The 25,772-nt window shown below is 55.8% G+C and carries 17 protein-coding genes; 15 read left to right on the top strand and 2 right to left on the bottom strand.

What is annotated here, in order from left to right; genetic code table 11:
• The 10 genes from IDH45_RS06035 to IDH45_RS05990 all read left to right on the top strand — a co-directional run bounded on the left by IDH45_RS06035 (position 1) and on the right by IDH45_RS05990 (position 14,792).
• Positions 1-2,361 (top strand): helix-turn-helix domain-containing protein, encoded by a 2,361-nt coding sequence (locus IDH45_RS06035; protein ID WP_190925669.1) that lies wholly within the window; start codon positions 1-3, stop codon positions 2,359-2,361.
• A gap of 238 nt (positions 2,362-2,599) precedes the next feature.
• Entirely contained in the window at positions 2,600-3,568 is a 969-nt protein-coding gene (locus IDH45_RS06030; protein ID WP_397326983.1) for an exo-alpha-sialidase, read from the top strand.
• A 73-nt stretch (positions 3,569-3,641) separates the two neighbouring features.
• A complete protein-coding gene (locus IDH45_RS06025; protein WP_190925665.1) occupies positions 3,642-4,976 on the top strand; it encodes an ABC transporter substrate-binding protein in 1,335 nt (444 codons plus the stop codon).
• A 47-nt stretch (positions 4,977-5,023) separates the two neighbouring features.
• Positions 5,024-6,376, top strand: coding sequence for an ABC transporter substrate-binding protein (locus IDH45_RS06020; RefSeq protein ID WP_190925663.1), 1,353 nt, complete (start codon positions 5,024-5,026; stop codon positions 6,374-6,376).
• 42 nt (positions 6,377-6,418) lie between these two features.
• Positions 6,419-8,701 (top strand): tail fiber domain-containing protein, encoded by a 2,283-nt coding sequence (locus tag IDH45_RS06015; RefSeq protein WP_190925661.1) that lies wholly within the window; start codon positions 6,419-6,421, stop codon positions 8,699-8,701.
• Between the two features lie 208 nt (positions 8,702-8,909).
• A complete protein-coding gene (locus tag IDH45_RS06010; RefSeq protein ID WP_190925659.1) occupies positions 8,910-9,587 on the top strand; it encodes a response regulator transcription factor in 678 nt (225 codons plus the stop codon).
• Positions 9,584-11,008, top strand: coding sequence for a HAMP domain-containing sensor histidine kinase (locus IDH45_RS06005; RefSeq protein ID WP_190925657.1), 1,425 nt, complete (start codon positions 9,584-9,586; stop codon positions 11,006-11,008). The genes IDH45_RS06010 and IDH45_RS06005 overlap by 4 nt, the downstream gene beginning before the upstream one ends.
• 361 nt (positions 11,009-11,369) lie before the next feature.
• Positions 11,370-12,470 (top strand): Fe(3+) ABC transporter substrate-binding protein, encoded by a 1,101-nt coding sequence (locus tag IDH45_RS06000; RefSeq protein WP_190925656.1) that lies wholly within the window; start codon positions 11,370-11,372, stop codon positions 12,468-12,470.
• Between the two features lie 13 nt (positions 12,471-12,483).
• On the top strand, positions 12,484-14,136 hold the full coding sequence (locus IDH45_RS05995; RefSeq protein ID WP_190925654.1) for an ABC transporter permease: 1,653 nt from the start codon (positions 12,484-12,486) through the stop codon (positions 14,134-14,136).
• On the top strand, positions 14,133-14,792 hold the full coding sequence (locus tag IDH45_RS05990) for an ABC transporter ATP-binding protein (protein ID WP_190925652.1): 660 nt from the start codon (positions 14,133-14,135) through the stop codon (positions 14,790-14,792). The genes IDH45_RS05995 and IDH45_RS05990 overlap by 4 nt, the downstream gene beginning before the upstream one ends.
• A gap of 76 nt (positions 14,793-14,868) precedes the next feature.
• Here the strand turns inward: IDH45_RS05990 and IDH45_RS05985 are convergent, their stop codons facing one another.
• Positions 14,869-15,765 carry a deoxyribonuclease IV gene (locus IDH45_RS05985; RefSeq protein WP_190925650.1) on the bottom strand — a complete coding sequence of 299 codons (897 nt, stop codon included), beginning with the start codon at positions 15,763-15,765 and terminating at the stop codon, positions 14,869-14,871.
• Positions 15,766-16,037: 272 nt separating this feature from the next.
• Between IDH45_RS05985 and IDH45_RS05980 the strand changes: the two genes are divergently transcribed.
• Positions 16,038-16,895, top strand: coding sequence for an amidohydrolase family protein (locus IDH45_RS05980; protein ID WP_190925648.1), 858 nt, complete (start codon positions 16,038-16,040; stop codon positions 16,893-16,895).
• A gap of 186 nt (positions 16,896-17,081) precedes the next feature.
• On the opposite strand, the gene IDH45_RS05975 is transcribed toward IDH45_RS05980, so the two are convergent.
• Complete coding sequence (locus tag IDH45_RS05975) at positions 17,082-17,615, bottom strand: hypothetical protein (protein WP_190925646.1); 534 nt, start codon at positions 17,613-17,615, stop codon at positions 17,082-17,084.
• A 649-nt stretch (positions 17,616-18,264) separates the two neighbouring features.
• On the opposite strand from IDH45_RS05975, the gene IDH45_RS05970 reads away from it, so the two are divergent.
• The 4 genes from IDH45_RS05970 (at position 18,265) to IDH45_RS05955 (ending at position 25,634) form a co-directional block, all read left to right on the top strand.
• The gene (locus IDH45_RS05970) at positions 18,265-19,578 is read left to right on the top strand and encodes an ABC transporter substrate-binding protein (RefSeq protein WP_190925644.1); all 1,314 of its coding nucleotides are present in this window, start codon (positions 18,265-18,267) and stop codon (positions 19,576-19,578) included.
• Between the two features lie 213 nt (positions 19,579-19,791).
• Positions 19,792-21,177: an extracellular solute-binding protein gene (locus tag IDH45_RS05965; protein ID WP_190925642.1), complete on the top strand. Its 1,386-nt coding sequence runs from the start codon at positions 19,792-19,794 to the stop codon at positions 21,175-21,177.
• A 190-nt stretch (positions 21,178-21,367) separates the two neighbouring features.
• Entirely contained in the window at positions 21,368-24,529 is a 3,162-nt protein-coding gene (locus tag IDH45_RS05960) for an ATP-binding protein (RefSeq protein ID WP_190925641.1), read from the top strand.
• Complete coding sequence (locus tag IDH45_RS05955; protein ID WP_190925639.1) at positions 24,504-25,634, top strand: response regulator; 1,131 nt, start codon at positions 24,504-24,506, stop codon at positions 25,632-25,634. The genes IDH45_RS05960 and IDH45_RS05955 overlap by 26 nt, the downstream gene beginning before the upstream one ends.
• Positions 25,635-25,772 lie beyond the last annotated feature (138 nt).

Raw genomic sequence — 25,772 nt, 5'->3', positions numbered from 1 at the left:
ATGAACTTATGGAGGAAGTATTTTCGGGTCAACCGCCTTTTCGTTCAAATTTTGCTATATTTCTTATCGCTGCTGCTTCCGATCGCATTGATCGGTACGTTCACCTACGACCGCTTCGTCGATCAATTCAAGCGGGAGTTTACAGAGAAAATAACGATGAACATGCGGTCTTCAGCCCTAGCGATAGATAACGACCTGCAGATGGTCCAGGAATCGATTGTCGGCCTGTTTGGCGACACGTCCGTCATCCGGCTCATGAAGCCTTTCGCCGCTTATTCACTGGAAGAACGGACGGAGGTTCATCAACTGCTGAACGGCTTGAGGCGAATCCGTTCGATCGCAAACACGACGACGGACGAAATTTTCGTGTATGTCGATAATGATAAAGTTTACACCAGCGGAGGAGTGGAAGATTTTGGTTCCTTTTTCACCGGTTTTTACCGGTTCGCCGAGTATGACCGGAGCTTCTGGGAACGGAAACGAACCGACGCGCCGCAGGTAGAAATATTGGACCGCTCCATGGTCCAAACTCCGTTTTACGAAAGGGAGGTTGTTCCGCTCCTGACCTCGGGCGTCATTCAGGGAAACAAAGCCGTCATCGTGGCCTCCGTATCACTTGACGCGATCCGCAAAACGCTCTCGGGAAACGTCGCATACCCGAACACCCGCTTCATCGTAACCAGCGGTGACGGTCGTTTTATTCTAGCTTCGGATCAGGCGTTTCCCAATAGCGAAACCGCCGGAGAGATCGACCGGATAGCCGGCAAGCCGGCCGCCTTGTCCGAGGCGATATCCATCGAAGGGAAAAAGTATTTGGCGGCCATCGTCCAATCCGACATATACGGATGGAAGTACTACGCGCTCACCCCTGCCGCCGAATTCAATAAGCAGGCTGGGGGCATCGTCAACATGCTGCTCCTGATTTGCGCCGTATTGGGCGTAATCAGCATTGCGTTTTCATTCGTATTTACTTTTCGGATCTACAATCCGATCCGGCGCATCTCGGAAATCCTCAATCAAGGCGAAAACGGGGCAGAGCCGGCGCCCGGCCGTGTAACGCCATCAGACGAGTTTGAGAGGATCGGTCAAGGCATCGATCAGCTGCTTCGGTACAACCGGCAGTTCGAGGAGAAGCTGCGCAACGTGTCCACGGAATATTTGGACGTTGCCTTGCTTCAATTGCTGCAGGGCGGCAAGCTGTCCCGGGAACAGCAAAGCCTGCTGCTCGATCAGATGGGATATTCGAAAAGCGGCTTTGCGTGCTGTACGATCCTGTTCGAGTTTAAGACGACATTTTATTCCGGGGTGCAGGATGTCGACCGGATGCTCATTCATAGCAAGCTTAAGAAACTGATCTGGGGAACGCTTCAGGATTATGCCGATCTGTACGTTCTTGAGTGCAGGCAGCATCAATATATTTGCGTCGTTAATTTGGACGACGAGGAGGAGTTCGCCGGCATCCGTTCAGGGCTGGAGCAGTTGGCGGAAACGTTCCGGTATGATGCGATCTATTGCAGCGTCCATATCGAGACAGGCCGTTTATACCCGGGGCTGGACGGCATCCCGCGGTCTTACCGGGAGGCAATGGACCAGTTGCGAAGGAAAACGTCCTCTCCGGATTTTGTCATTCTGAGGGAGGACAAGCCAGATAGGAGAGTAGACGCTTCCTATTTGTTCTCCGACGAAAACAAGCTGCTGAATCTGCTGAAGCTGGGGGACGAAGGGGGCTTGTCGGAGGCGGTCGATCACCTTTTGAGGTCATGCGAGCTCAAGGGCGGTTCCGCCGAACAGCTTCACTCGCTCATCTCGGATATGGCCTATACTGGGCTGAGATTTGTGTCCGAGAAGGGCATCGGCGTCGCTGCGGTTTTAACGGAGCGGGAAGAGGAACAGCTATTCCGCTTCCAGGCTAGCGCCGCCGACCCGGAGGAGAGGCGGCAGCTGCTGCACAGGTTGTATAGCGGGATCGCGGAGACGATGATTCGTCAGCAGCATGCTTACAGGTCGGGGGCGCTTCTGTCCGCCATCATGAGCTACATCGACGAGCATTACAACGAAGATTTATATCTGGACAAGATCGCGGATAAAATGAACGTGTCCGTCAAGTACGTCTCCCGCGTATTCAAAGAGAAAACCGGAATGAATATTACCGATTACATCAGCCAAGTGCGAATCTCCAAAGCGAAGGAGCTGCTTCTCCATTCCGATCTGCCGATCGGCGCGATTGCGGAGAAGGTAGGAATTCATAACCGGACGACGTTTCTGCGAACGTTTAAAAAGGTGGAAGGTTTGTCCCCGAACGATTTTCGCAAATCGATTGCAGCCGACGCGAACAGAGAGGCGGCTGGAATACCGGATTGAACGCATTACGCAACAGCCAAGCCCGAAGCCGAGAGGTTTCGGGCTTGGCTGTTGTGCGTTTCTTCGAGTGGGAAACATGCATCCAGGTAGATACATGCATCATCGGTCGCCGGAGTGCGAAAATTGATGCACGGGGCGCCTGTTTTGCTTCTTGGAAACGGGTTCGTACGGGGATATAGTGATACCAGATTGCGGCCGCAGTCGGAAACGATCAAGTGTTGCGGGATGGGAGTGAGTCGTGTTGAGGTACAGCTTTACGGAAAAAGAATATATTTTTGGTGACCGCCGGCCGTTTGCCAGCTGTCATGCTTCCACCTTGGACGTATTGCCGGACGGGAGTATTCGGGCCGCCTGGTTCGGAGGCACGAAGGAAGGAATGGGCGATGTAGCGATCTGGAGCTCGAAACGGGAGAACGGGAAATGGTCGGAGCCGCAAAAGATTGCGGACCGCGAGGGGATGCCGCATTGGAATCCGGTTCTGTTTCGTACGAACGAGGGGAAGCTCCGCCTCTATTATAAGGTCGGCCATACGATTCCTCATTGGCATACGCTGACGTGCACATCTACGGACGACGGCGCAAGATGGTCGGAGCCGGTCCCGCTTGTTCAGAACGATACGGGGGGACGCGGGCCGGTCCGGAATAAGCCGATTTATTTGCGCAACGGGATGCTGCTGGCGCCGGCCTCACTCGAAACGCTGCAGCAGTGGGACGCTTTTGTCGATATCTCCTGCGATAACGGCGGTTCGTGGGAGGCAAGCAGTCTCGTCCCGATCGATCATGAATCGTTCCCGGGGAAAGGAATCATTCAGCCGACGCTGTGGGAGTCGGACGAGGGCGTTCATATGCTGCTGCGCAGCACCGCGGGAGCGATATACCGAAGCGACAGCACGGACCAAGGGGAAACCTGGTCACCCGCTTATGCGACGCCGCTGCCCAATAACAACAGCGGCATCGATCTTGCCCGGATGCAAAGCGGAACGCTCGCTCTCGTATACAATCCGGTCGGGGAGGACCGGGGGGCGAGAACGCCGCTCGTCGTTCGTCTCTCGCACGACAACGGGAATACGTGGGGGGACGAGTTTGTGCTGGAAGATGAGCCGGGGGAATTTTCGTATCCGGCTATCGTAACGCAGGGCGACCACCTATATATCACTTATACGTGGAACCGGGTAAAAATCGTTTACTGGCGCTTGAAGCTGGAATAAAGGTGCGCCCCCGCCCGGCGGACATCCGGGCTATTATTGGGCGCGTGTTACAGGAGTTAAGGGGGCTATACAAGTGAAGGCAGGAAAAGCTGCAACGATGAAGTCGATCTTGGCCGGTTTCTGCATACTTCCCGCCTTGGCGGGCTGCGGACCTGCTAAGGAGACCGTGGAGAAGGCAGCGGAGAAGGCTACGGAGAAGGCGGAGGCGTTTGATACGTCACCGGTCAAGCTGAGCTTGTTTCCGGCGGTAGGCATTGAGGAGAAGGACGTCAGCCGGTTGTTTATCGAGCCGGTCAAGAAGAAATACCCGCATATCGACATCGAGTTGCTAAAGCCCGGCAAAGGTACGATGATTCAAGATTTGGTGGCTGCTGGCCAGCCTCCGGATTTGCTGTATACGTGGAATGGCGGACTGTCTACTTTCCAGGCTTACGATTTATTGTATGATATGACGCCGCTTGCCGCCCGGCACGGCGCAGATCTGTCCCGGTTCGAGCCGGTTGTCCTGGATTCCATCCGCGTATTGTCGGGGCAGCGGGAGCTGTACGCCCTTCCGTTTACCGTCCAGTTTAATGCGATTTACTATAACAAAGATCTTTTCGACCGGTTCGGCGTCCCGTACCCGTCAGACGGCATGACGTGGGAAGAGACGATCGAGCTGGCAAAAAGAGTTACCCGCAGCGAGGGAGGGGTCTCGTACCGGGGTCTCGATCCGGAGGCGGTATCCCGGTTGTCCAAGCCGCTCGGGATCACGTACGTCAACAGCGGGAATGAAAGGTCCGCGATCGACACGGACGAATGGAGGAGGCTGTTCGAGCTTGCCCGCTCCATCTATTCGATACCGGGCAATAAGCCGGGGAATTTCCTGAACGCCAATGCCAAACCCGCTTTCCTGAAAGACCAGAATCTGGCGATGATTACGACGATCAACCTGCTGAATCTGGCATTGGAGGAAGCGGCCGCAGGCGGCTTGAATTGGGACGTGGCCCAGTATCCGAGCTATAAGGAGAAGCCGAATGTGTACGGCCATGTCGATGCGCACGTGCTTGCGATCACGAAGACGAGCAAGCATAAGGATCAAGCGATGCAGGTGCTTCAGGTCGTTACCTCCGACGAGGTTCAATTGCTGAGCGCGCGAACGACAGCCAGGCTGTCTCCGCTGCAAAACCCCGAGATGAAAAAACAGCTGGGCGCCGACATGCCTTTCCTGAAAGGCAAACGGTTGGAGTCGATCTTCAAAAGCTCTCCCGTCCCGGCACCGGCCTACTCGCGTTATGAAGACAGCGCAGTCAATCAAATCGTGCTGAAAAGCTTCGAGGACTATTTCAACGGCCAGGATTTGAACAGCGCATTACGCGATGCTGACCAAAAAATCAACCGTCACATCGAGGACAGCAAGAGCAAGTAAGAGAGTCCGTTGTAGCTGATGAAAACATGAGGGGAGTCGGTATTCATATGGTGGGGAAAAAAAGAGCGGTTGCTTTATCCGCCATCGCGGCGATGACGGCGTCATTGCTGGCCGGATGCGGAGGGAAAGAAGCTTCAGAGGGAGGTTCGGGTCAAGGGGCCGATGCCGCGTCCGGCACACAGCCGGCTGCCGTGCAGCCTGCGAAGCAGGAGCCGGTAACGATCACTTTCGGTTATCGGCCCGGTTATTTTACAGAAAAAGAGATGGAGCGGTACGTGATCGAGCCGGTGAAAAAGAAATATCCGCATATCACGGTCAAGCCGCTGCTGATCGATAACAAAACGGTGACGCTGCCGAACCTGATCGCTGCGAAAGAAGTGCCGGATATCATTACGACGAATTCGCTCACCCTGCAGGATTTCAAGCAGTGGGATCTGCAATTCGATATGACGGAGCTGGTGCAAAGCCAAAAAACCGTTCTTAGCGGGTTTAAGGCGGATGCGCTCGAATCGATCAAAATCACGAATCAGACCCCCTATCTGGTCGGATTGCCGTATACACTGCAGTTTAACGCGTTGTACTACAACAAGGATATATTCAACAAATTCGGAGTCGAGTACCCGAAGGACGGCATGACTTGGGGAGAGGTGACGGAGCTTGCCAAAAAGTTGACGCGGGTGGCGGACAACGTGCAGTATCGGGGATTGGAGCCCGACTCGGTATTCCGTCCCGGCTCCCAGTTGGAGCTGCCTCTCATCGATCCGGCCACTTACAAATCGATTGCTAATACGGATGCGTGGAAACGCGTGTTCCAGATGGTCAGAGACATCTACGAGATTCCGGGCAACTCGGATATTAAATCGCTCGGCAACGGCATAAAAGATTTTAACCAAACCCAGACGATCGCCATGATCGCCGGCCTGAACTGGCTCAGCTTTATGAACGACGACAAAATCAAGTCGAGCTTCACGAATTGGGACATGGCTTCCTACCCGGTATTCCCGGAGAAGCCGGGGATCGGCACGCAAATTGACATTCATCTGATGCTGCTTGCCAAAACAAGCAAAAACAAAGAAGCCGCTTTACAGGTCATGAGTACGGTCGTTTCCGACGAAGTGCAGCTGGAGCTTGTGCGCGACGGCAAAATATCGGTGCTGAAGGATAAAAAGTTCGAAGACGAGTTCGGCAAAAACCTCGACATCCTGAAAGGGAAAAACGTGCAGGCCGTATTTAAAACCAAGCCGGCCAAGCCGTTCCCGCCGACGGAATTCGCAGGCAGAGCTTTAAACGACATCACCAATCTGATGGGCAAAATCGTGAAGGATCAAATCGACCTGAATACGGCGCTGCGCCAGTTCGACGAGGAGCAGACGAAGAAGTATGCGGAAGGACGCAAGTAAACCTCTCAAGGCAACACCCATCCAGTAAAGGAGTGATTCGGAATGCCTCGTCAGGATGAAGATCAACGTCAGGAGCTGCCGCCAAACGGCGGCTCCGCCCCATCGATCAGCCGCAGAAAGCTGCTTGCCGCCGCAGGGCTCGGCGGCGCTGCCTTACTGTCCTCGGAGCTGCTGAAGCTGGAGTTCGCAGAAGCGGAAGCGGGCACGGTCGGGGAGGCGGTTTACGGACATAAAGGCAAGCCTTGGGATAACGGCTTGAGGGAGGAACTGGCGAATAATGCGGACCCTGCGAAGGGAGCCGCGATGGTCGGCTACAAAGGCCGCACCGTGGCGGATAAGCTAAACGAGCTGGCGAGCGCCGCGGATTGGAACGGCGACGCCCAGCTGGCCGCAGACGCAGCCGGCGGACACGTTTATTTCGTCCCCCCCGGAGCCGATATCACGGTAGACGTGCCCTCGCAGTATCCCGATCTGAATGCGGCGCTGCATGCGATCGAGCGCTGGATGATCCCGTCCAGCTCGGTGGTCCGCATCCGTTTGGCCGCGGGTCCATATGTGATGCCGGGAGCTACCCGGATTACGCATCCGAACGCCGAGCAGATTCATATAAAAGGGGCGGATGTAACCTTAACCGCCAAAGCGGTCGGCCAGACGAGCGTGACAGGGACGGCGGGGCATTATCTCGTTACGCTCGCAGTGACGAATGCGGCAAGCTTTGCGGCAGGAGACTGGGTGATGATTCGCAAGACGTCCGGAGACGGCAACCATTACGCCCATGCGGGATTTTGGGAAGTCGTGTCGGCAGGCGCCAATCAGATCACGGTCCGCAACCGCTACCGCCAGTCGGCATTTCCGGCGCATACGCTGGCTTCCGCCGATCTATACAAGATTGGCACGATTCTTAAATACAACGATACCGACGGGATTGTTGTCAGAGGCTCCAGTGTCGGGCTCCTGGAGGATGTGGGAATCGTCGGCAACATGTACGACTATTGGAATGAAGCCAATGTGACCGGGACGGAGAAAGGAACGCATGGCATCTATGTCGGGTCCAACACGATCGTGAGCGGCTCGGCTGCACCTGGTGGAGAAAATCCGCTTGGTATTTCCGGCGGATCGATATCGCTCGGAGAGTTCGTATGTGTGAGCCAGTTTGACCAGCAAGGCATATGCGTTGCCGGCGGCTCGGGCGTGTACGGCAAAGGTGCCGTATCGACGGGAAACGGCCGAAGAGGATATTACGTAGGCACCTCCGCCGCGATCGAGATCAAATTCTGCATAGCGGCAGGAAATTATTTGGACGGCGTGATCGCGGACTACGGCGGCTGCTTTAACACGAGCGCGGCCTTCTTTATCGGCAATCGGCTCGTTGGAGGCTTTGCATTTAACGGCGGATCGCTGGTGGCTCCGAATACGATTTCCGCAGGCAATGCGGCGAACGGATTCGAGGCCAGGGCGGGCGCCCAACTCAGCGCGGATAGCGCGACGGCTGTGTACAACAGTTTAAACGGAATTCACGGCGAGTACGGAGGGAGAATATCGTGTACGAATGCGACGGCTTCCTATAACGGCCGGGACGGACTCTCGCTTGCGTTCGGAGCTGTGGCAAGGGCTACGAAGGTCAATGCCAGCCAGAATACGCGCTATGGCGTAATGTGCGACGGAGGTTCGACCGCGGTTGTCACCGGTGCGGCTACGTCCGGCAATGGGACGGCGGACCGGCTGGCGAAGCAGCTGTCCATCATTCAGGACGGTGCGTCTTATACCGCCGGTACGATTGACGGTGTATCGCGTCTGACGCTTCGCAGCGGGACTTCGACGGCGGACCAGGCGATAACGGGAGGCGGCGACGTATCGGTTTCTTTGAACGGGACACCGAGGTTTCTGTATAAAGCAAACGGCGACCTGCACCCCACGTCGGACGGCGTTCAAAATCTGGGGCAGCCGGTTTACCGGTTTAACGATATTTACGCGGCCAATGCGGTCATCCAGACGTCGGACGAACGGCTGAAGTACGACGTTGAAGCTTCCGACCTGGGACTGGATTTCGTTAACCTGCTTACTCCCGCCAAGTATAAGATGACGGACGGGCAAAGCGGGCGCGTCCATTACGGATTAGTCGCGCAGGATGTGGAGAGGGTGATCAGCCGGCTAGGGATGACAGATAACGAGTTTGCCGCCTTGACCCGTTCCTTCCCTCAGGATAATGATGGAGGTTCAACAGGCGAACCGGTTTACGGCTTGCGTTATACCGAGTTTATCGCACCATTGATTAAGGCTGTGCAGGAGCTGACAAAACGAGTCCGGGAGCTGGAGGGGAGATAACCGTTTCGATTACAAAGCGCAGCTCAGCACCCCGATTCGTGTCGTCCGGTCCGCTTAGTCCGGTCACCTGCCCGCCCAGGCTTTAAGGACGCCGCCCTTACCGCACCTCCGCCAAAGGTTGATGCGCCAGCCTTTTTCTTATACAATAACAGCAGAATGATGATAACTATTCTCACTTAATGAGATGAACCAAGGGCGGAGCTGCGGGATGAAGACCATTTTGCTGATCGAAGACGAGAAACGTTTATCGAGGTTTATCGAGCTGGAGCTGCGCCATGCCTCATTCTCGGTGACGACGGCTTACGACGGGCCGTCGGGACTGGACCTCGCCTTGAGAGAGGACTGGGACGTCATCCTGCTCGATCTGATGCTGCCCGGTATAGACGGTATGGAAGTATGCCGGCGAATCCGGACCGTCAAGAAAACGCCGATCCTTATATTAACAGCCAGAGACAGTGTTACGGACCGGGTATCGGGCCTCGACAGCGGAGCGGACGACTATATTCCGAAGCCGTTCGCGATCGAGGAGCTGCTGGCGCGCATCCGGGTCGTCTTCCGCAGGCAGGAGGACAGAGACGAGGACAACAAAGCGCTGCTGTCGTTCCAGGACCTGATCGTGAATCTGGATTCCCGCGAGGTGCGTAAGGGAGCCGGAAAGATCGAGCTGACGAAGCGGGAATACGATCTGCTCATTGCGTTTCTGAGCAACGCGGGCCGGGTGCTGACGCGCGAAACGCTGCTCGACATGGTATGGGGATATGAAGCGGCGGTCGATACGAATGTCGTGGATGTGTATGTCCGTTATTTGCGTAACAAGATCGATGCACCGGGGGAAACGAGCTATATTCAGACGCTCCGGGGTACCGGCTACGTGATGCGAAGATGAGAAAATTAACGCGTACCTGGCTGCATCTCCCGATCAAGTGGAAGCTGACTTTATGGTCGTCCTTGCTGTTGTTTTTGCTGTTCGCGGCGTATAACGCCGTTCAGTACGTGTATGTGGAGCAATGGATGATCAAGCGGGAGAAGACCGGTGTCCAGCAGACGATGCGAGCGGCGCTTAACTATTTCCTGGAAAATGAATTCGCCTTCAAGGGGGCCGATCTGGCCCCGATTCGCGGTTTTCTCGAACGGATAAACGGGCAAAATCAAGGGATTCGCGTGCTCGACGCGAACGGCAGCGTCATCGTGTCCGTCTCGAACGGGTTAAGCGGCGGCTGGGGCGAGATGCCGAGATCGGCAGCGGGCGGTGAGATCGCGGGGACGTGGCAGCGGAGCGAGAATCTGCTGATCATGAGGAGCCCGCTCACCATTTTTGAGTTTACCGGCACGATCGAGATTGTCCGCAATACGGAGGACTTCGCCGAATTAATCGCGGCTTTCTCCCGCGTCATGCTGCTGTGCGGGCTTGGAGCTGTTTTTTTGAGCGGCTTCGGGGGCTGGATGCTGGCCCGCCAAGTGCTGAAGCCGCTGCAATCGATGTCCGATACGATCCGCAAGATCAATCGGAAAGGGCTGCATGAGCGGGTGCCGCTCGGCGGCAATCAGGACGAGATTTATACGCTGATGAGTATGTTCAACAACATGATGGATCAGGTGGAGAGATCGTTTCTCCAGCAAAAACAGTTCGTCGAAGACGCCTCGCACGAGCTGCGGACGCCGATCGCGATTATCGAAGGCCATCTGGCGATGCTGCGGCGTTGGGGAAAAAACGACCCTGCCATCCTGGAAGAATCGCTGGACGCTTCCATTCACGAGCTGGCCCGGCTCAAGGGGCTCGTTCAGGAGCTGCTCGCTTTGTCGCGCGCGGAAGCGGCGCTTCCCGAAGGGGAATGGCCCGCTGCCGATCCGGCCGAGACGATCCGGCAGATCGTCCGGAACAGCGCCGTCGTTTTCCCCACGTTCCGGTTCGAAGCCGTGACGGACAAGGTAACCGGCGTGGCGGTAGGTATTCCGGAGCAGCAGCTGGAGCAGATTTTGCATATTCTGATCGACAACTCGGTCAAATATTCGCCGGACCGGAAATCGGTCCGGGTGACGGGGACGGTCCGTGACGGGCAAGTGTGCATTCAAGTGTCCGACCAGGGTGCGGGTATCCCCGCAAGCGAGCTGACTCGCGTCCTCGACCGGTTCTACAGGGTGGATAAGGCCAGGAGCGGGGAGCAGGGCGGCCACGGCCTCGGGCTCGCGATCGCCAAACGGCTGGTCGAACGGTACGACGGCACTATTAAGATCGAAAGCGTGGAGCACGAAGGCACGACAGTAACTGTATTATTACCGGCAGTACCTCCAAATAACGGTAATTAAACGCGGGTAGGTAAGTTTCTATAGAAGCTTATCTACTTTTTTTCGTTTTCACATCGTTTTCTCATTTTCATCGGTTATAATGTAAATTGTTCGTTCCAATGGTAATGATATTCATTATCAATGAGAATGGAAAACGGCTGGAGGGAAGCCATGATACATACAACGCCGACAGGCGAAGGCCGCTCCGAATCAAGGGGAAGAAAGCAGCGGCTGTTTGAATGAAGGCCCGGAAGAAGTACTCGGGTACGAAACTTGCAGGCCGCCATTTTTTTTGGCCCTCCACTGAGAATGAATATTATCATCAACGAACAAGCTAACTAATTGATTTTTTATACACAAAAGAAGAATAGGGGTAATAGCGATGAGAAAAAACAAACTTACCGGCGGCCTTGCGCTGCTGACTACGATGGTGATGATTGTGATAGCCGGCTGCGGCGGTGCCCAGACAGGCGGCAGTGCGGCCGACCCGAATGCAGGCAAGCAGGCGGACAACGCCGCCAAAGGCAAGGAGCAGGTCGTTAACATCTTTACCGCCCGCCACTATGATGTGGACAGCACTCTTTATGATGCTTTTACGAAGCAAACCGGCATTAAAGTTAATGAAGTCAAAGGGACGGCGGAGGAGCTTGTCGAACGGCTGAAGCGGGAAGGCGCCAGCACGGAGGCGGACCTGTTCGTCACCGTGGACGGCGGCGTGCTCAACTACGCGAAGCAAAACGGCGTCCTGCAGCCGATGACCTCGCAAGCAATCGACAAAAACGTTCCGAAGCAATTCCGCGACAAGGACAATCAATGGGTCGGAGTCGCTACGCGCGCCCGCGTGATCGTCTATGCGAAAGACCGCGTCAAGCCGGAGCAGCTGTCCAGCTATGAAGATTTGGCCAGCGACAGATGGAAGGGCAAGGTGCTCGTCCGCTCCTCGTCGAGCTTGTACAACCAGTCGCTGCTCGCTTCCTTTATCGAATTGAACGGCGAAGCGAAGGCGGAGGAATGGGCGAAGGGCATCGTGACGAACCTGGCCCGCAAACCGGAGGGCGGAGACCGCGACCAGGCGAAGGCGATTGCCGCCAAAGTCGGCGACGTTGCGATCATGAATACGTATTATGTCGGTCAAATGTTGAATTCGAAGGACGCCGAAGAAGTGAAAGTCGCGCAAAACATCGGGGTGTTTTTCCCGAACCAAGGCACGACCGGCACCCATCTGAACATCAGCGGCGTCGGCTTGACCAAACATGCCAAAAACAAAGAAAATGCAATCAAGCTGGTCGAGTTCATTACCGGCAAGGAAGGGCAAACGATGCTGAGCCAAGGCAGCTTCGAATTCCCGGTAAACGAAACGGCCGACAAGCCGGAGCTGCTGAAATCGTGGGGAACGTTCAAGACCCAACAGATCGACTTCGGCAAGCTCGGCGATCATAACAAAAAAGCTACCGAACTGTTAAACAAGGTAGGCTGGAAGTAGGCTGGAACTTACAATGAAGGTCAACACGTTATGGCGTACGATAAAACGGAACAGCAACGCTTGGGTCCTCCTAAGCGCGGCCGGGGCCCTTGCGGCCCTTGTTCCGTCTCTATATATTCTGATCGGCCTCTTCCGGAAGCCGAACGAAAACTGGCAGCATATCCAGGAGTACTTGCTGCTTGATTACGCGCTCGAGTCGCTTCGGCTCGTGCTCGGAACGGTCTTTTTCACCGTGCTGATCGGCGTTACGCTCGCTTGGCTCGTCGCCGCATACGAATTTCCGCTCAGGCGTTTTTTTGCCTGGGCTTTCGTGCTGCCGTTGGCGATCCCGCCTTATATCGCCGCTTACACGTACGGGGATATGCTCAGCTATACCGGGAGCGTTCAGATCTTTTTCCGCAACGTGATCGGTTGGACGCCGGATCAGAACTATTTCGACATCATGTCCGTTAAGGGCGCCGTCTTCATTTTTACTTTGTTTTTATTTCCGTACGTATACTTGATTACGAAGACGTTTCTGGAGAAGCAAAGCGCCGCTTTTATCGAAAATGCGAGGCTGCTCGGCAAAAATCCGGTTCATATTTTTTTCCGGATCGTCCTTCCCCTGTCGCAAGGGGCGATCGTCGGAGGCGCCAGCCTGGTCGCCTTCGAAGTACTGAACGACTACGGGGTTACGAAGCATTTCGGCATTCAGTCGTTTACGACCGCGATATTCAAGACGTGGTTCGGCATGTCTGACGTCGACTCGGCGCTCCGGCTCGCCGCCCTGCTCATGTGCTTCATCGTCGGCGTGTTCCTGATCGAGCGGCTGCTGCGCAGGCGCAGGAGGTACAACTCCTCTACCAGTAAAATGAGGCCGCTGGCGAGAAGAAGGCTTCGGGGAGTTCCGGCGTTTGCGGCATTTGTGTTCGGAGCGGTGATCGTATCGTTTTCCTTTATCATCCCGGTCGTACAGCTGATCGTGTGGGCGACCTGGACGTACCGGGACGTGCTGAACGCCAAATTCGCCGGACTGCTGTGGAACACTCTGTACATCTCCGTCGTATCGATCGCGCTGCTTATGCTGGTCGCCGTTATCGTCGCGAACGTCTGCCGTTTGCACCGGATGGGGTATACGCTGGCGTTGTCGAAACTGATTTCCATGGGGTATTCGATCCCCGGAGCTGTGCTCTCCATCGGGGTGCTGGCCGTGTTCATCTCGCTCGACAACAAGCTCAGCGGCCTATACGCCGGTCTCGGCTGGGGAGAAGGCAAGCTTGTACTCAGCATGTCGCTGGCGATGCTCGTGTTTGCTTATATCATCCGATTTCTGGCGGTCGGGTTTAACTCGGTAGAAGCCGGATTCGAGAAGATCGGCAACCGGTATTCAGAAGCGTCGCGCCTGCTCGGCATGGGGATGACCCGGACGTTTTTCAAGGTCGATCTGCCGATGATCAAGGGAGCCGTTTTTACCGGATGTATTCTGACGTTTATGGAAATTGTCAAGGAACTGCCGCTGACGCTGCTGCTGCGGCCGTTTAACTTCGATACGCTGGCGACGAAAGCGTACCAGTACGCAAGCGACGAGCAGATCCATCAAGCTTCGGCGCCCTCGCTGCTCATTGTTGCCGTCGGCATGCTGTCCGTCTTTTTTTATCATTGGTTAGGAGAGAAGCGATCCCTATGACCTTTTTTGAGATATCCAACCTTACTTTTCAATACGACAAAGGAAACGAACACGTGCTGAGCGGGTTCTCGATCCAGCTGGAGCAAGGCGAGGTCGTAGGCGTGCTCGGACAGAGCGGCTGCGGGAAAAGTACGCTGCTGCGGTTAATAGCCGGGCTGGAGGCGCCGCGTTCGGGCCGGATCTCGATAGGCGGGACGACGATGGTCGATTCGAATGTATTCGTCAGTCCCGAGTCGCGTGGCGTCGGGATGGTCTTTCAGGATTATGCGTTATTCCCGCATCTGACCGTCGAGAACAACATTCTGTTCGGTCTGCACCGGCTGACGAAAAAAGAGCGGGCGGCCAGACTGGACGAGATGCTCGGCCTCGTGCAACTGCGCGAATATGCCAAGCGGTACCCTCATGAGCTGAGCGGGGGACAGCAGCAGCGCGTCGCATTCGCCCGGGCGCTCGCGCCGAGGCCGTCCATCCTGCTGATGGATGAGCCGTTCAGCAATCTCGATGCGGATCTGAAAGGCAAAATCCGCGACGAATTGAAGCAGCTGCTGCGAGCGGCCAACATGACCTCGATTCTCGTCACCCACGACAAAGAAGACGCGGATGCGATCTGCGACCGGATCGTCCTGCTGGAGCGCAGAGCTGCTGTGACCGTGTAAACGGAGCGCATCCGGTCTGATCCTTCCGTGCGGCACGATTAGGGGCAGGCTGGGAGCCGGACGTATGCGGGATTTGTTATGGGGAAAGGACGTCAGCGGTTTTAGAGACAGGCTCGTCCGTCTCTCCTTTCAGCAGCGAGATCTCGTGCTTGTAGGGAGGGTTGACGTATTTCTTTTCCCCGATTGACGGTGTCTCGAGAAGCTTGGGGATCGCGAAGAGCTGCGGATGGTGGACGACGTACCGGAGGGCACGGAGCCCGATATGCCCGTGGCCGATGTTTTCGTGGCGGTCCTTCCGCGAGCCTCTGCTATGCTTGGAATCATTCACATGAACGACCTTGAGACGCGACAGTCCGATAATCCGATCGAATTGATCCAATACTCCGTCCAAATCGTCTCTCACGTTATACCCAGCGTCGTGAATATGGCATGTGTCCAGACATACCGATAAACGCTCGTTATGAACAACTCCGTCTACGATCGCCGCCAGCTCCTCGAAGGAGCTTCCGATCTCGCTGCCTTTGCCGGCCATCGTCTCCAGCGATACTTGAACCTCGCGTTTGTCCGTCAACACTTCGTTTAGCCCTTCCACAATCCGAGCGATGCCCGCCTTCGTACCGGCGCCGACATGGGAGCCGGGATGCAGCACAATCTGGGACGAGCCGAGTGCTTCCGTCCGTTCGATCTCGGATTGCAGGAAGCCGATCCCATGCTCAAACACTTGCGAAGACAGCGTATTGCCCAGGTTGATAAGGAAGGGGGCGTGGACGACGATGTCCGAGATGCCGTTTTCCCTCATATGCGCTTGTCCCGCTTGAATGTTAAGCGCCTCGATCGGCTTGCGCCGCGTGTTCTGGGGAGCGCCGGTGTAGATCAGAAACGTGGACGCGCCGTAGGACGCCGCCTCTTGGCTGGCCTGAAGGAGCATGTTTTTACCGGTCATCGATACGTGCGAGCCGAGGAGCAACGTCATCCGGGGTCGGCCCCTTTCTCATGTATGTGATCAAAGCTGTACAGGACGGTGGCTGCTTTATAATAGGGAATTGCAGCTATTAGTCTATTGTAGCTGGCGAGCAATTTGTTGTCTCAGCTCAAAATATGGGATCGGCAGACCTTTTTGTGAGGCTGAAATTGTGCAGCGTTGAAATCGTTTACAGCCCTCCGGGTATCGGGTATGATGAAGCTGACGGCCAACCGGAAAATGAAACCAGCCGGCCATGAACCGGCAAAGGGAGAGCGATCGGCATGATCATCGATTCGCATAATCATCCGAACTATTTGAACATGACTTGCGAGAAAATTGTGGAGAACATGAAGCAATGCGGCATCGACCGGACGTGGCTGCTGACGCTCGAGACGCCGGAGTACGAATACGCTCCAGCCTATCACCGGCTCACATGGGGCGACGAATTGGGCCCGATTCCGTTCAAAAACTGCCTCGCTTGCGTGGAAAAGGAGCCGGATAAGTTCGTGCTCGGCTACGCCCCCGATCCGCGCAAACCGTATGCGCTGGACAAGCTTCACGCCGCGATCGAGTCGTACGGCGTCCGCGTATACGGGGAAATTATGCTGCGCATGATGTATGACAATCCCGATGCGGTGAGCGTCTTCAAGTATTGCGGCAAACGGGGGCTTCCCGTCATCGTGGAAGTGAACTACGGCATCGGGGAGGGCGGACCGTATGCAGCGAAAGGCTACTGGTACGGGGGCGGCATCGACGCTTTCGAGCGGGCTGTGGCCCAGTGTCCGGATACCGCCTTTCTCGGGCACGGTCCCGGATTCTGGGCGCATATCTCGAACGACGAGCTGTACAAGGAGCACAGCTACCCGTCGGGCCCGGTCGTCCCAGGGGGCAAAGTATACGAGATGATGCGGAAGCGCGACAATTTGTACTGCGACCTGTCGGCCGGCTCCGGGCTGAACGCGCTGAAGCGGGATTCCGACTATACGCGGGAATTTCTGATCGAATTCCAGGACCGCGTCTTATACGGACGCGACGACTGGGACAATAACTTGCAGCAGTTTCTGAATACGCTCGGTTTGCCGCAAGACGTGCTGGACAAGGTTTACGCGGGCAATTCCTTGAAGCTTGTGCCTGTATGATCGCATTCAAGTGAATGGAGAACGGGTTCCGCACAACCGTGCCGGCCGATCTGACCGATACCCCGTAACTAGGGTTGGACTCCGTCGAACTGATTCGCTGTACTCCAGAAAAAGCGCCCTCCCCTTGGCTAAGAAGGCCGTCCGGGAGGGCGTTGGTCATTATGATGCCGGTGATAGGAAACCGACTTATTGATAGTAGGATGTGCTGAGCGGAATAACAAATCCGCCACCCTTGGAATGAACCTCGACGTAAATCTCAGAGATCCCTCCGATATCCGCTTCTATCGTTGCCATCCCGTCCTGAGCAAGGACCTTTGTCTCTTTGAGCAGCTTGAGCGATCCGCTCTCATAGATGCTGACCTCGGCGTCCTGATCCAAGGCTGCGACCTGCAGGTACAGCTTCTGATATATTTTATCAGGGACCAGCATGAAGGAGCCGGCACCATCCTCCGTATCGGTTTTCGTTTTGTTGTACAGCACTTCCTTATAGTCTTTGTCCTTGAACGTAGTCCGTCTCGGATCGCTGGTCAAATAATTGCCCGCATCATATTCCTCCCCTGCGATAGAAACTCCTTCGACCTTCTCGCCGAGCAGCACGATGGCGGTAGCGGCATCGTAGTCGACAGCCACTTTCAAAGCGCCCGCGACAGCGCGGACCGGCAAGTAGGTATTGCCTTCATAGGTGATCGACAATACGGCATTGCCCTGCTCATCCTTCAATTGGGTTTGTACGCCGTTGACTTTTACTTTCAGATCATGGGAGAGTGTTTTCGGTTTCGAAAATCAGTTTTTCGCAACATAAACCTCAATGGAAATCATAAGTAAATCACAAAAGGGAAAATTGAACGTTTCGTAAAAATAATGGCGGGTATAAATAAATCAGCATTGACTTCATGACGGAATGAACCTATAATCACGATATAAAGTAAATCAATAGAAAATCACAACTAATTCTTATCCTCAAACTTACCTCTTAGACCTCTCATGATGACATCCAACAACCATGCAATTCAAGTTCCAATTCATTTCATCAGTTCCCCAAACCGGTCCAAAGAAGAGTACGAAATCAGCGAGAATAGTTGCTGGTGTTCTTTGTCGAGCCGGAATGGAAGCGGATTCATCAGTCGCCCAATAAGAAAGCGCTTCCGAAATTAAAATTTGATCTGTGAACATGTCAACCAAAGAAATCACGAAATGGGTTTTACGCTTCTTGTTTCTATCGGAGAATCAGCGCCGCTGCTGCTTGCACGATCGGCTGGCAAAAGAGAAAGGCTGCCGTTTGCACCGGGCCATTCATTGTGGAAACAGCTTCATCCGAAGCTTTTCTAATACAACATATCAGGGGTTAATTAAGAAGGAGGAGTTCGAAATGAAAAGAAAGTCGACCTTATGGCTGTCCATGATGAGCGCCGTCATGCTGATGTCCGCCTGCAGCGGCGAGAAGGCCGCCCAGCCCGGCGGCGGGAAAGATCCGGGTGCCGAGACGCCGCCCGCAGCCGCGCCCAAGGTGAGCACGGATCCGGTAACGCTAAAGTTCGCCATCAACTTTTCCTGGCTGGGCGAAGATGAGCGGAAAATGTACATCGTGGACCCGGTTAAAAAGAAATATCCGCACATTACGATCGAATTCATCAACCTGACGGAGATGGCGCTCGATAAAGTCATCGCCAGCGGCACCGTACCGGATATCGTTCAATCGGCCAACCCGATTATGTATACGTTCTCGGACCTCGGTCTTGAGGATAATATCGAGCCGCTTATTAAAACGCACGGGTTCGACACGTCCAAAATCAACAAGGTCGGACTGGACGCCGTCAAAATCTCCAGCGGCAAAGACTATTTGACCGGCTTGCCTTGGACGATCGCCTTTAACGCGACCTATTACAATAAAGACATTTTCGATAAATTCGGCGTCGCCTATCCGAAGGACGGCATGACCTGGGAAGAGATGAGAGAGCTCGCGAGAAAGGTGACGAGAAAAGAAGGCGAGATCCAGTTCCGCGGGCTGGAGCCCGATGTGCCGAGCCGGATGGCTTCCGTGCTGTCGGCCGGATTCGTCGATCCGAAGACAAGAAAGGCGACGCTCGATACGGAAGGCTGGAAGCGGACGTTCGAGTACATGAAGTCGGTCTACGAAATTCCGGGCAACGAGAAATACGCCTGGGTGCCGAGCGCCTTCGACCAATTTATCAAAAGCCGGACGCTGGCCATGTATCCGGGCCTGAACCATTTCCCCAACTTTAAAGGCGTCGAAAATATGAACTGGGATATCGTCCAGTATCCGCAATTCAAGGACAAGCCGAACACCGGCATGCAGGTGGACGAGTGGATCTTGCACATTACGAAGCAAAGCAAGTACAAAGACCAGGCGTTCCAAGTGCTCGCCTCGATTCTGTCCGAGGATGTGCAGATGGACATGTCGCGCAACGGCCGCTTCCCGATCCTGCAAAACAAGGCGATCCAGGACGAATTCGGCAAAAACATTCCGTACCTGCAGGGCAAAAACTTAAAGGCGATCTTCCTGACGCAGCCGGCCGCACCGGTGCCGCCTAGCAAGGATGGAGCGGCAGGGCAGGCGATCTCGCAGGAAGCGTTCAAGAAAGTGATGAACGGAACGGATATTAACTCGGCTTTGCGCGAAGCGGACGATGCGCTTAACAAAAAAATAGCGGAATCCAACTAATGCCGGTTGCTGCTGTCGCCTGATTACGGAATATGCCATCAAAAAAGCTTGCCGGTAGGAACGCAAACGTACCGCGGAATGGAGTAAAATCGGAAGCAGTTCCTCCCGGGCCGGATCGCCTGTCATGTTGTCCAGAAATGTTACGCATGATATGATTTGGAGAAATATGTTCCTGTCCAGCATCCGGTTTTGAACTTTCTGGAGGTCAAAAGCATGGAAAGCCGTTCCAGCCGCAAAATGTTCCGCTCCCGATTGGATGACCTCGTCAACACGATTCGCGACGAGATTACTTCCGGGCAACGAGTGCCCGGCGAGTTTCTTCCGTCCGAGAGGGAGTTTTCCAAGCAATATAATCTCAGCAATCTGACCGTCCGCAAAGGACTGGAACAGCTTGTTGCCGAAGGGCTGATCGATAAAATTCCGAGAGTCGGCAATAAGGTGACCGGACCTTCGGCCCGCGAAAGCGGGCCTGCCCTGATCCGGATCGGCTATAACACCTCGATTCCCCGCGAAGCCGGGATCGGTTCGCTGCTGGAGCAGTTCCACGAGCTGCACCCGGACATTCGCGTCGAGGCGATTCCGATTACGAACGAGCACCCGGATGTGATCAAGCAGTTTATGGATAACGGCATCCTTGACGTCATCACGCTGAATTACAATCACTACCGCTACTTTCTGGAGAAGGGATGGGCGAACATCTGGGAGCCTGTGCAATCGGACCCGGACATTTACCCGTTCCTGACAGAGGCGTATACGTCGGGCGGCGAGCAGCACGTCATGCCCTTTATTTTCTCGCCGGTTATTCTTTGCTACAACCGGGAGCATTTTCTGGAAAAAGGCGTGCATGAGCCAGACGGGGGCTGGAAGTGGGAGCGGTTGTTCGACAACGCTGCCAAGCTGGCGATACCGGGCGAGAGACTCGGGTTTTACTACCACTTTCTGTCCGCCAACCGCTGGTCGGTGTTTCTGCTGCAGCGCGGCCGGTCGTTCGCGCGGGATGACGGCGGCGAACTGAAGCTGAACGGTACTCCGATGATGGAGGCGTTTCGCTTTTGCCGCGAAGTGCAGGAGCATTTCCCGATCTTGTCGGAGAACATCGCCAACGGCGATTCGGAGCAGCTGTTCATGCAAGGCAAAGTATCGGTCATGATGACGAGTTATTTCCACCTTAATTTTCTGAAGGACAGCCCGATTCCGTTCGATATCGCCCCCGTGCCTCACTTCGGGGACCCGGCTACGCTGCTGATGAGCATCGGCCTCGCCGTCAACCGGAAATCGCCGAACAAGGAAGCGGCTATGACGCTGCTTCGCTACCTGACCTCCTACACCGCACAGCTGGAGATCCGCCGGCATACGTATAGCTTGCCGGCCCTGAAGCCCGCAGCGGAATGGGTCGGGGAGGAGGCCGGCTACCGGCCGTCCCGGTTTTCGCTGTTCCGGGAAATCGTTCCATCGTACCGGTTCTTTACGGAGATGAACATCGGCGAGATCGAGATGCGGATGATCGAGAAGGAAGTGCGCCTGTATTGGGCCGGGCTGGAAAGCGAAGAGACGTTTTGCGCCCGGCTCGAGCGGCTGCTGTCCGCGATCGCGCCGTAAAGCGGACCGGCGGACGAATGAAGAACGGATGACGGGTCCGGCTTCGAGAACACCCCACCTATATTGACGATCTGGAAACCGGAGGCCCTGCCTCCGGTTTTTCTGCGAATGCGCCGCCAGGCAGGAAGGAATACAGCCGGTCTCTCTCGAAAAAAAGAGGGATGAACAGCTGGCAGGCAAGGAGACTTCGATGAAGAAGCAGTGGATTCTAGTTATCGCGGGGATTGCCCTGGTATTGGCTCTGCCCATCTACAGCCTGATCCAGTTTGCCGTCTCGGTCGACCGGAATCCGCGCTCCGTGCAGGGATGGCTCGATCTGCGCGAGTGGGATTTCCGCAAGGACGGGGAAGTCCGGCTGACCGGCGAGTGGGAATTTTACCGGAACCAGCTGTTGACGCCGGACGATTTCGCAGCTGCGGCAGGGACTGGCGGGCAGAAGCCGGAGCTGACCGGCATCATGCACCTTCCCGGCAAGTGGGACGATTACATCGCCGAAGACGGGCTGCCTTCCTCGGCCGGCTATGCGACCTACCGGTTACGGATTATGCTGGGAGAAGGCGAGGATGCGATCTACGGAATCCGGACTACCAATATTCGCTCCGCCAACCGCGTGTTTATGAACGGCAAGGAAGCGGGCGCCAGCGGAGATCCCGGCATATCGGCCGGGCAGGGCAAGTCGGGCAACGTTCCGTACGTGGCCTTCGCTTCGATCCCGGGCGGTCAGGTCGAGATTATTGTCCAGGTGGCGAACTATATCTATTCGCCGGGCGGTTTTTTTTATCCGATGTTATTCGGCGACCAGAAGTCGATTATGGACAGCCGGGAAGAAGCGTTGTTCGGGGATTGGGTCACTGCCGCCGGCTTTCTGATTCCCTGCATCTATTTCCTGGTCCTGCACCGTCTGCGGCGCAAGGAAACGGCGCTGCTTTATTTGGGACTGTTCTGCTGCGCCGCTCTCGTGTACGTGCTGACTCACGGGGAGAAGCTGATGGCGGGACTGATCCCGGGAATGAACTACGAGACGTTCACCCGAATCCAGACGATTTCCTCTGTGTACGTGTATTATTTTCTGCTCCGGTACGTCATGGTCATCGCTCCGTTGTCCTATTCCGGAATCGCTCTTGCGTTATCGCGGATCATGGCTGCAGGCACGATTATCATTGCCGTAGGTTTTCCGATCATTTGGATTTCCAAGTTCGTTCCGTTTCTGGCGATCTCGGTCGTCACGATCGGCTACGTGGTTGCTGCCATGTGGAAAGGAATGCGAAGCCGTTCGGAGGATTCGCTCCTTATGCTGTTAAGCATGCTCAGCATCGTCGTCATGATTGTCGTTTATCTGGTGGACCTGTTGGTCGTGTTCGAGGATCAGATTCTGATTCCGTTCGAGATGCTTTTGTTCGTCACGACACAGGCGCTGCTGCTTGCGAAGCGGTTTGCGAATTCCTTCGTGCAGGTAGAGCAGTTGTCGCAGAGACTGCTTACGCTGGACGGGCTGAAGGATGAGTTTATGGCGAACACCTCCCACGAGCTGCGCACGCCGCTGCACGGAATGATCAATATTTCCCAGTCGCTGCTGGAGGGTGCGGCAGGCAAGCTGAACGAGAAGATGTCCTCCGATCTGGCTCTGGTCGTCTCGACCGGGAAACGATTGTCGCTGCTGGTTAACGATATTCTCGATTTCGCCAAACTGCGGAACGGGCAAATTACGCTCCGCTGTCAATACGTCGATCTCAAGGCGGTATCGCAATCGGTACTGGAAGTAGTCGGACATCTCGCCACCCCGAAAAAAATCCGCTTCGTCCAGCAATGGCCGGAGGAGCTGCCTGGTCTGCATACGGATGAGGACCGGCTCCGCCAGATCTTGTACAACTTGTTCGGCAATGCCGTCAAGTTTACGCGGCAGGGCGAGATCCGGATCAGCGCCGCAGCGGAAGACGGTCACGTGCGTATTTCCGTTGCCGATACGGGCGTCGGGATCGAGCCGGAGCGGATGGCCGATATTTTCAAAGCGTTCGACCAGACCGATCCCGTGGAAAGCGATACGGCCAGCCGGGGAACCGGACTTGGGCTGAGCATCTCCAAGAAGCTGGTGGAGCTGGGCGGAGGACGAATCTGGGCTGAATCGGAGCCGGGACGCGGCTCGGTCTTTCACTTTACGCTTCCGGCCTCAGTTGACGGACCTCCGGTGACGCCCGAATCCAGAAAGCCGGTTCCCGGCGGGGCGGGCCCTGCCGCAGGCTTCAGGCAAACGGCCGCTTCGGCGGCGGATCGGGGGCCTCGCCAGGAAGGGCGGGTGACTGTCTCCACGGTGCTGCTCGTAGATGACGATCCGGTCAATCTGCAAGTGCTGATCAACCTGCTCGCTCTGGAAAACTACGAAGTCATCGCCGTCGATAACGGGAGGGAAGCGCTGGACATCGTCATCTCGGGCCGGCCGGTCGATCTCGTTCTGGCCGACTGGATGATGCCGGAGATGTCGGGACTCGAGCTGAGCCGCGCGATCCGCACCCGGTTTTCGCTATCCGAGCTTCCGGTGCTGATGCTGACGGCCAGAAGCTTGCCCGAAGATATCCGGGTCGGCTTTCAGGCGGGGGTGAACGATTTTCTCAGCAAGCCGGTCGACGCCGACGAGCTGCGCGCCCGCGTGCATACGCTGCTTGCGATGCGAAATTCGGTACGCTCGGCGGTATTGTCGGAGCTTGCTTTTTTGCAGGCGCAGATCAAGCCGCACTTTTTATACAACGCTTTGAATACGATTATCGCCCTCTGCCCGTCCGATCCGGAGCTGGCGACGAGACTGCTCGTCGAGCTGAGCAACTATTTGCGGGCCAGCTTCGATTTCCGCAACAGGGAGCAACTGACCCCGCTGCATAAAGAGGTCGCGCTGATTCAGTCGTACGTTTCGTTGGAGAAGGCAAGGTTCGATAAACGGCTGAAGGTCGAATACAAGATCGACAACGATTCGCTCGCCATGATCCCTCCGCTTACGATCCAGCCGATCGTCGAAAATGCGATCCGGCACGGCGTCATGCAGAAAGCGTCCGGAGGGACGGTGCTCGTCAAGGTGAAGGACACCGGATCTGCAATCAGCGTAACGGTTGAGGACGACGGGGTAGGCATGACGGAGGAACGGCTCGCTTCCGTATTGGCAGGCGAGCTTTCCGAAGGAGGTGTCGGCATCCGCAACATCCACGGAAGGCTGCTGACGCTGTACGGACAGGGACTGCGGATCGAGACGGAGTGGAAGCGCGGGACACGGGTAAGTTTTGAAGTGCCCAAAAGTTTGCCGGCCTCCTGGCGCAAACGGAACAGGGGGGAGAATACAGATGAAAGCCATTTTGATCGACGATGAAAAGCCGGCGCTTATGCAGTTGGAGCGGATGATTCAGACGGACGGCCGGGTCAACGTCACGGGGACCTATATGAACCCCCGCGAAGGCTTCGCTCACCTCGCCAAAGATAAAACCGACATCGTCTTTCTCGATATCGGGATGCCGGAGATGAACGGACTTCAGGCGGGGGAATACATCCAGCAGATCGATCCCGACATCCGGATCGTATACGTGACGGCGTATGCGGATTATGCGCTGGATGCTTTCGAGCTGAACGCGCTCGATTACGTATTGAAGCCGGTCGATCCGCTTCGCTTCGCCAAGACGATCGCCCGGATCGAAGAAGACAGACGCCGGAGCCTGCGTCCGGCAGCAGTCTTGCAGGAGCCGGCGGTGCTTTGCTTGAAGCGGCTTACGCTGCAGGATGCCGCCGGTGCCGGCGACAGGCTGAAGTGGAGGACGCAAAAAGCGCAGGAGCTGCTCGCGTATCTGATTCATATGCGGGGGCAATGGGTGACGAAGGATGCGATCATGGATCAGCTGTGGCCGGAGTATAAGCAGGACAAGGCGATTACGCACCTGCACACGTCGGTATACCAGATCCGGAGGATGCTGAAGGAATGGGGAGCGGTCTCGGCGGGAGTGGAATATTCCCAGGACAGCTACCGCATTATCCTGGACGGGATTGCGACCGACGTAGAGCAATTCGAGCAGGGGGAGGCGGACGAACCGGCGATGACGGAGAGCGGCTGGCAGCGCAATGACCGGCTGCTGGCCCTCTATCGCGGCGATTATCTCGAGGAGCACGATTACGATTGGGCGAAAGCGGCTAGAGGAGAGCTTTCCCGCCGTTTCGTCCAGCTCAGTCTGCATACGGCCGCGTACGAGCTCGCTACCGGCAGGGAGCGGCTGGCGATCCGCCGGCTCGGGACGGTGCAGGAGAAAGAGCCTTATTCAGAGGAATGCTGTCTGCTGCTCATGAAGGCGTATGCGTCCTTGAAAGACTACGGTTCGCTTACTAGGCAGTACGAATCGTTTGTACGGGTGCTTCACACAGACCTCGGCATCGAACCGGACCGCGAGACTGTGGAGGCATACAGACGATTTGTCCAGGAATTGGCTTGATAAACCCGAAAAACGCAAGACGGCATGCGCCGTATCTCCCGGACCTGAGGAGGACGGTGCGTGCCGTCTTGCGCTGTATTGTTGACTCTATCGCTGGACTCTTACGCCTCTGTCGCTGGGCTGTATCGCCCGGATGTC

The organism is Paenibacillus oceani (assembly GCF_014705615.1).
Taxonomy (GTDB): domain Bacteria; phylum Bacillota; class Bacilli; order Paenibacillales; family NBRC-103111; genus Paenibacillus_AB; species Paenibacillus_AB oceani.
This window is presented reverse-complemented; position numbering and strand designations above follow the sequence as displayed.

Bases quoted from the DNA above. Each gene is read 5' to 3' on its own strand.
- IDH45_RS06035 (WP_190925669.1), top strand. From the start codon at position 1: ATGAACTTATGGAGGAAGTATTTTCGGGTCAACCGCCTTTTCGTTCAA.
- IDH45_RS06020 (WP_190925663.1), top strand. From the start codon at position 5,024: ATGGTGGGGAAAAAAAGAGCGGTTGCTTTATCCGCCATCGCGGCGATG.
- IDH45_RS06015 (WP_190925661.1), top strand. From the start codon at position 6,419: ATGCCTCGTCAGGATGAAGATCAACGTCAGGAGCTGCCGCCAAACGGC.
- IDH45_RS06010 (WP_190925659.1), top strand. From the start codon at position 8,910: ATGAAGACCATTTTGCTGATCGAAGACGAGAAACGTTTATCGAGGTTT.
- IDH45_RS06005 (WP_190925657.1), top strand. From the start codon at position 9,584: ATGAGAAAATTAACGCGTACCTGGCTGCATCTCCCGATCAAGTGGAAG.
- IDH45_RS06000 (WP_190925656.1), top strand. From the start codon at position 11,370: ATGAGAAAAAACAAACTTACCGGCGGCCTTGCGCTGCTGACTACGATG.
- IDH45_RS05995 (WP_190925654.1), top strand. From the start codon at position 12,484: ATGAAGGTCAACACGTTATGGCGTACGATAAAACGGAACAGCAACGCT.
- IDH45_RS05990 (WP_190925652.1), top strand. From the start codon at position 14,133: ATGACCTTTTTTGAGATATCCAACCTTACTTTTCAATACGACAAAGGA.
- IDH45_RS05985 (WP_190925650.1), bottom strand. From the start codon at position 15,765: ATGACGTTGCTCCTCGGCTCGCACGTATCGATGACCGGTAAAAACATG.
- IDH45_RS05980 (WP_190925648.1), top strand. From the start codon at position 16,038: ATGATCATCGATTCGCATAATCATCCGAACTATTTGAACATGACTTGC.
- IDH45_RS05970 (WP_190925644.1), top strand. From the start codon at position 18,265: ATGAAAAGAAAGTCGACCTTATGGCTGTCCATGATGAGCGCCGTCATG.
- IDH45_RS05965 (WP_190925642.1), top strand. From the start codon at position 19,792: ATGGAAAGCCGTTCCAGCCGCAAAATGTTCCGCTCCCGATTGGATGAC.
- IDH45_RS05960 (WP_190925641.1), top strand. From the start codon at position 21,368: ATGAAGAAGCAGTGGATTCTAGTTATCGCGGGGATTGCCCTGGTATTG.
- IDH45_RS05955 (WP_190925639.1), top strand. From the start codon at position 24,504: ATGAAAGCCATTTTGATCGACGATGAAAAGCCGGCGCTTATGCAGTTG.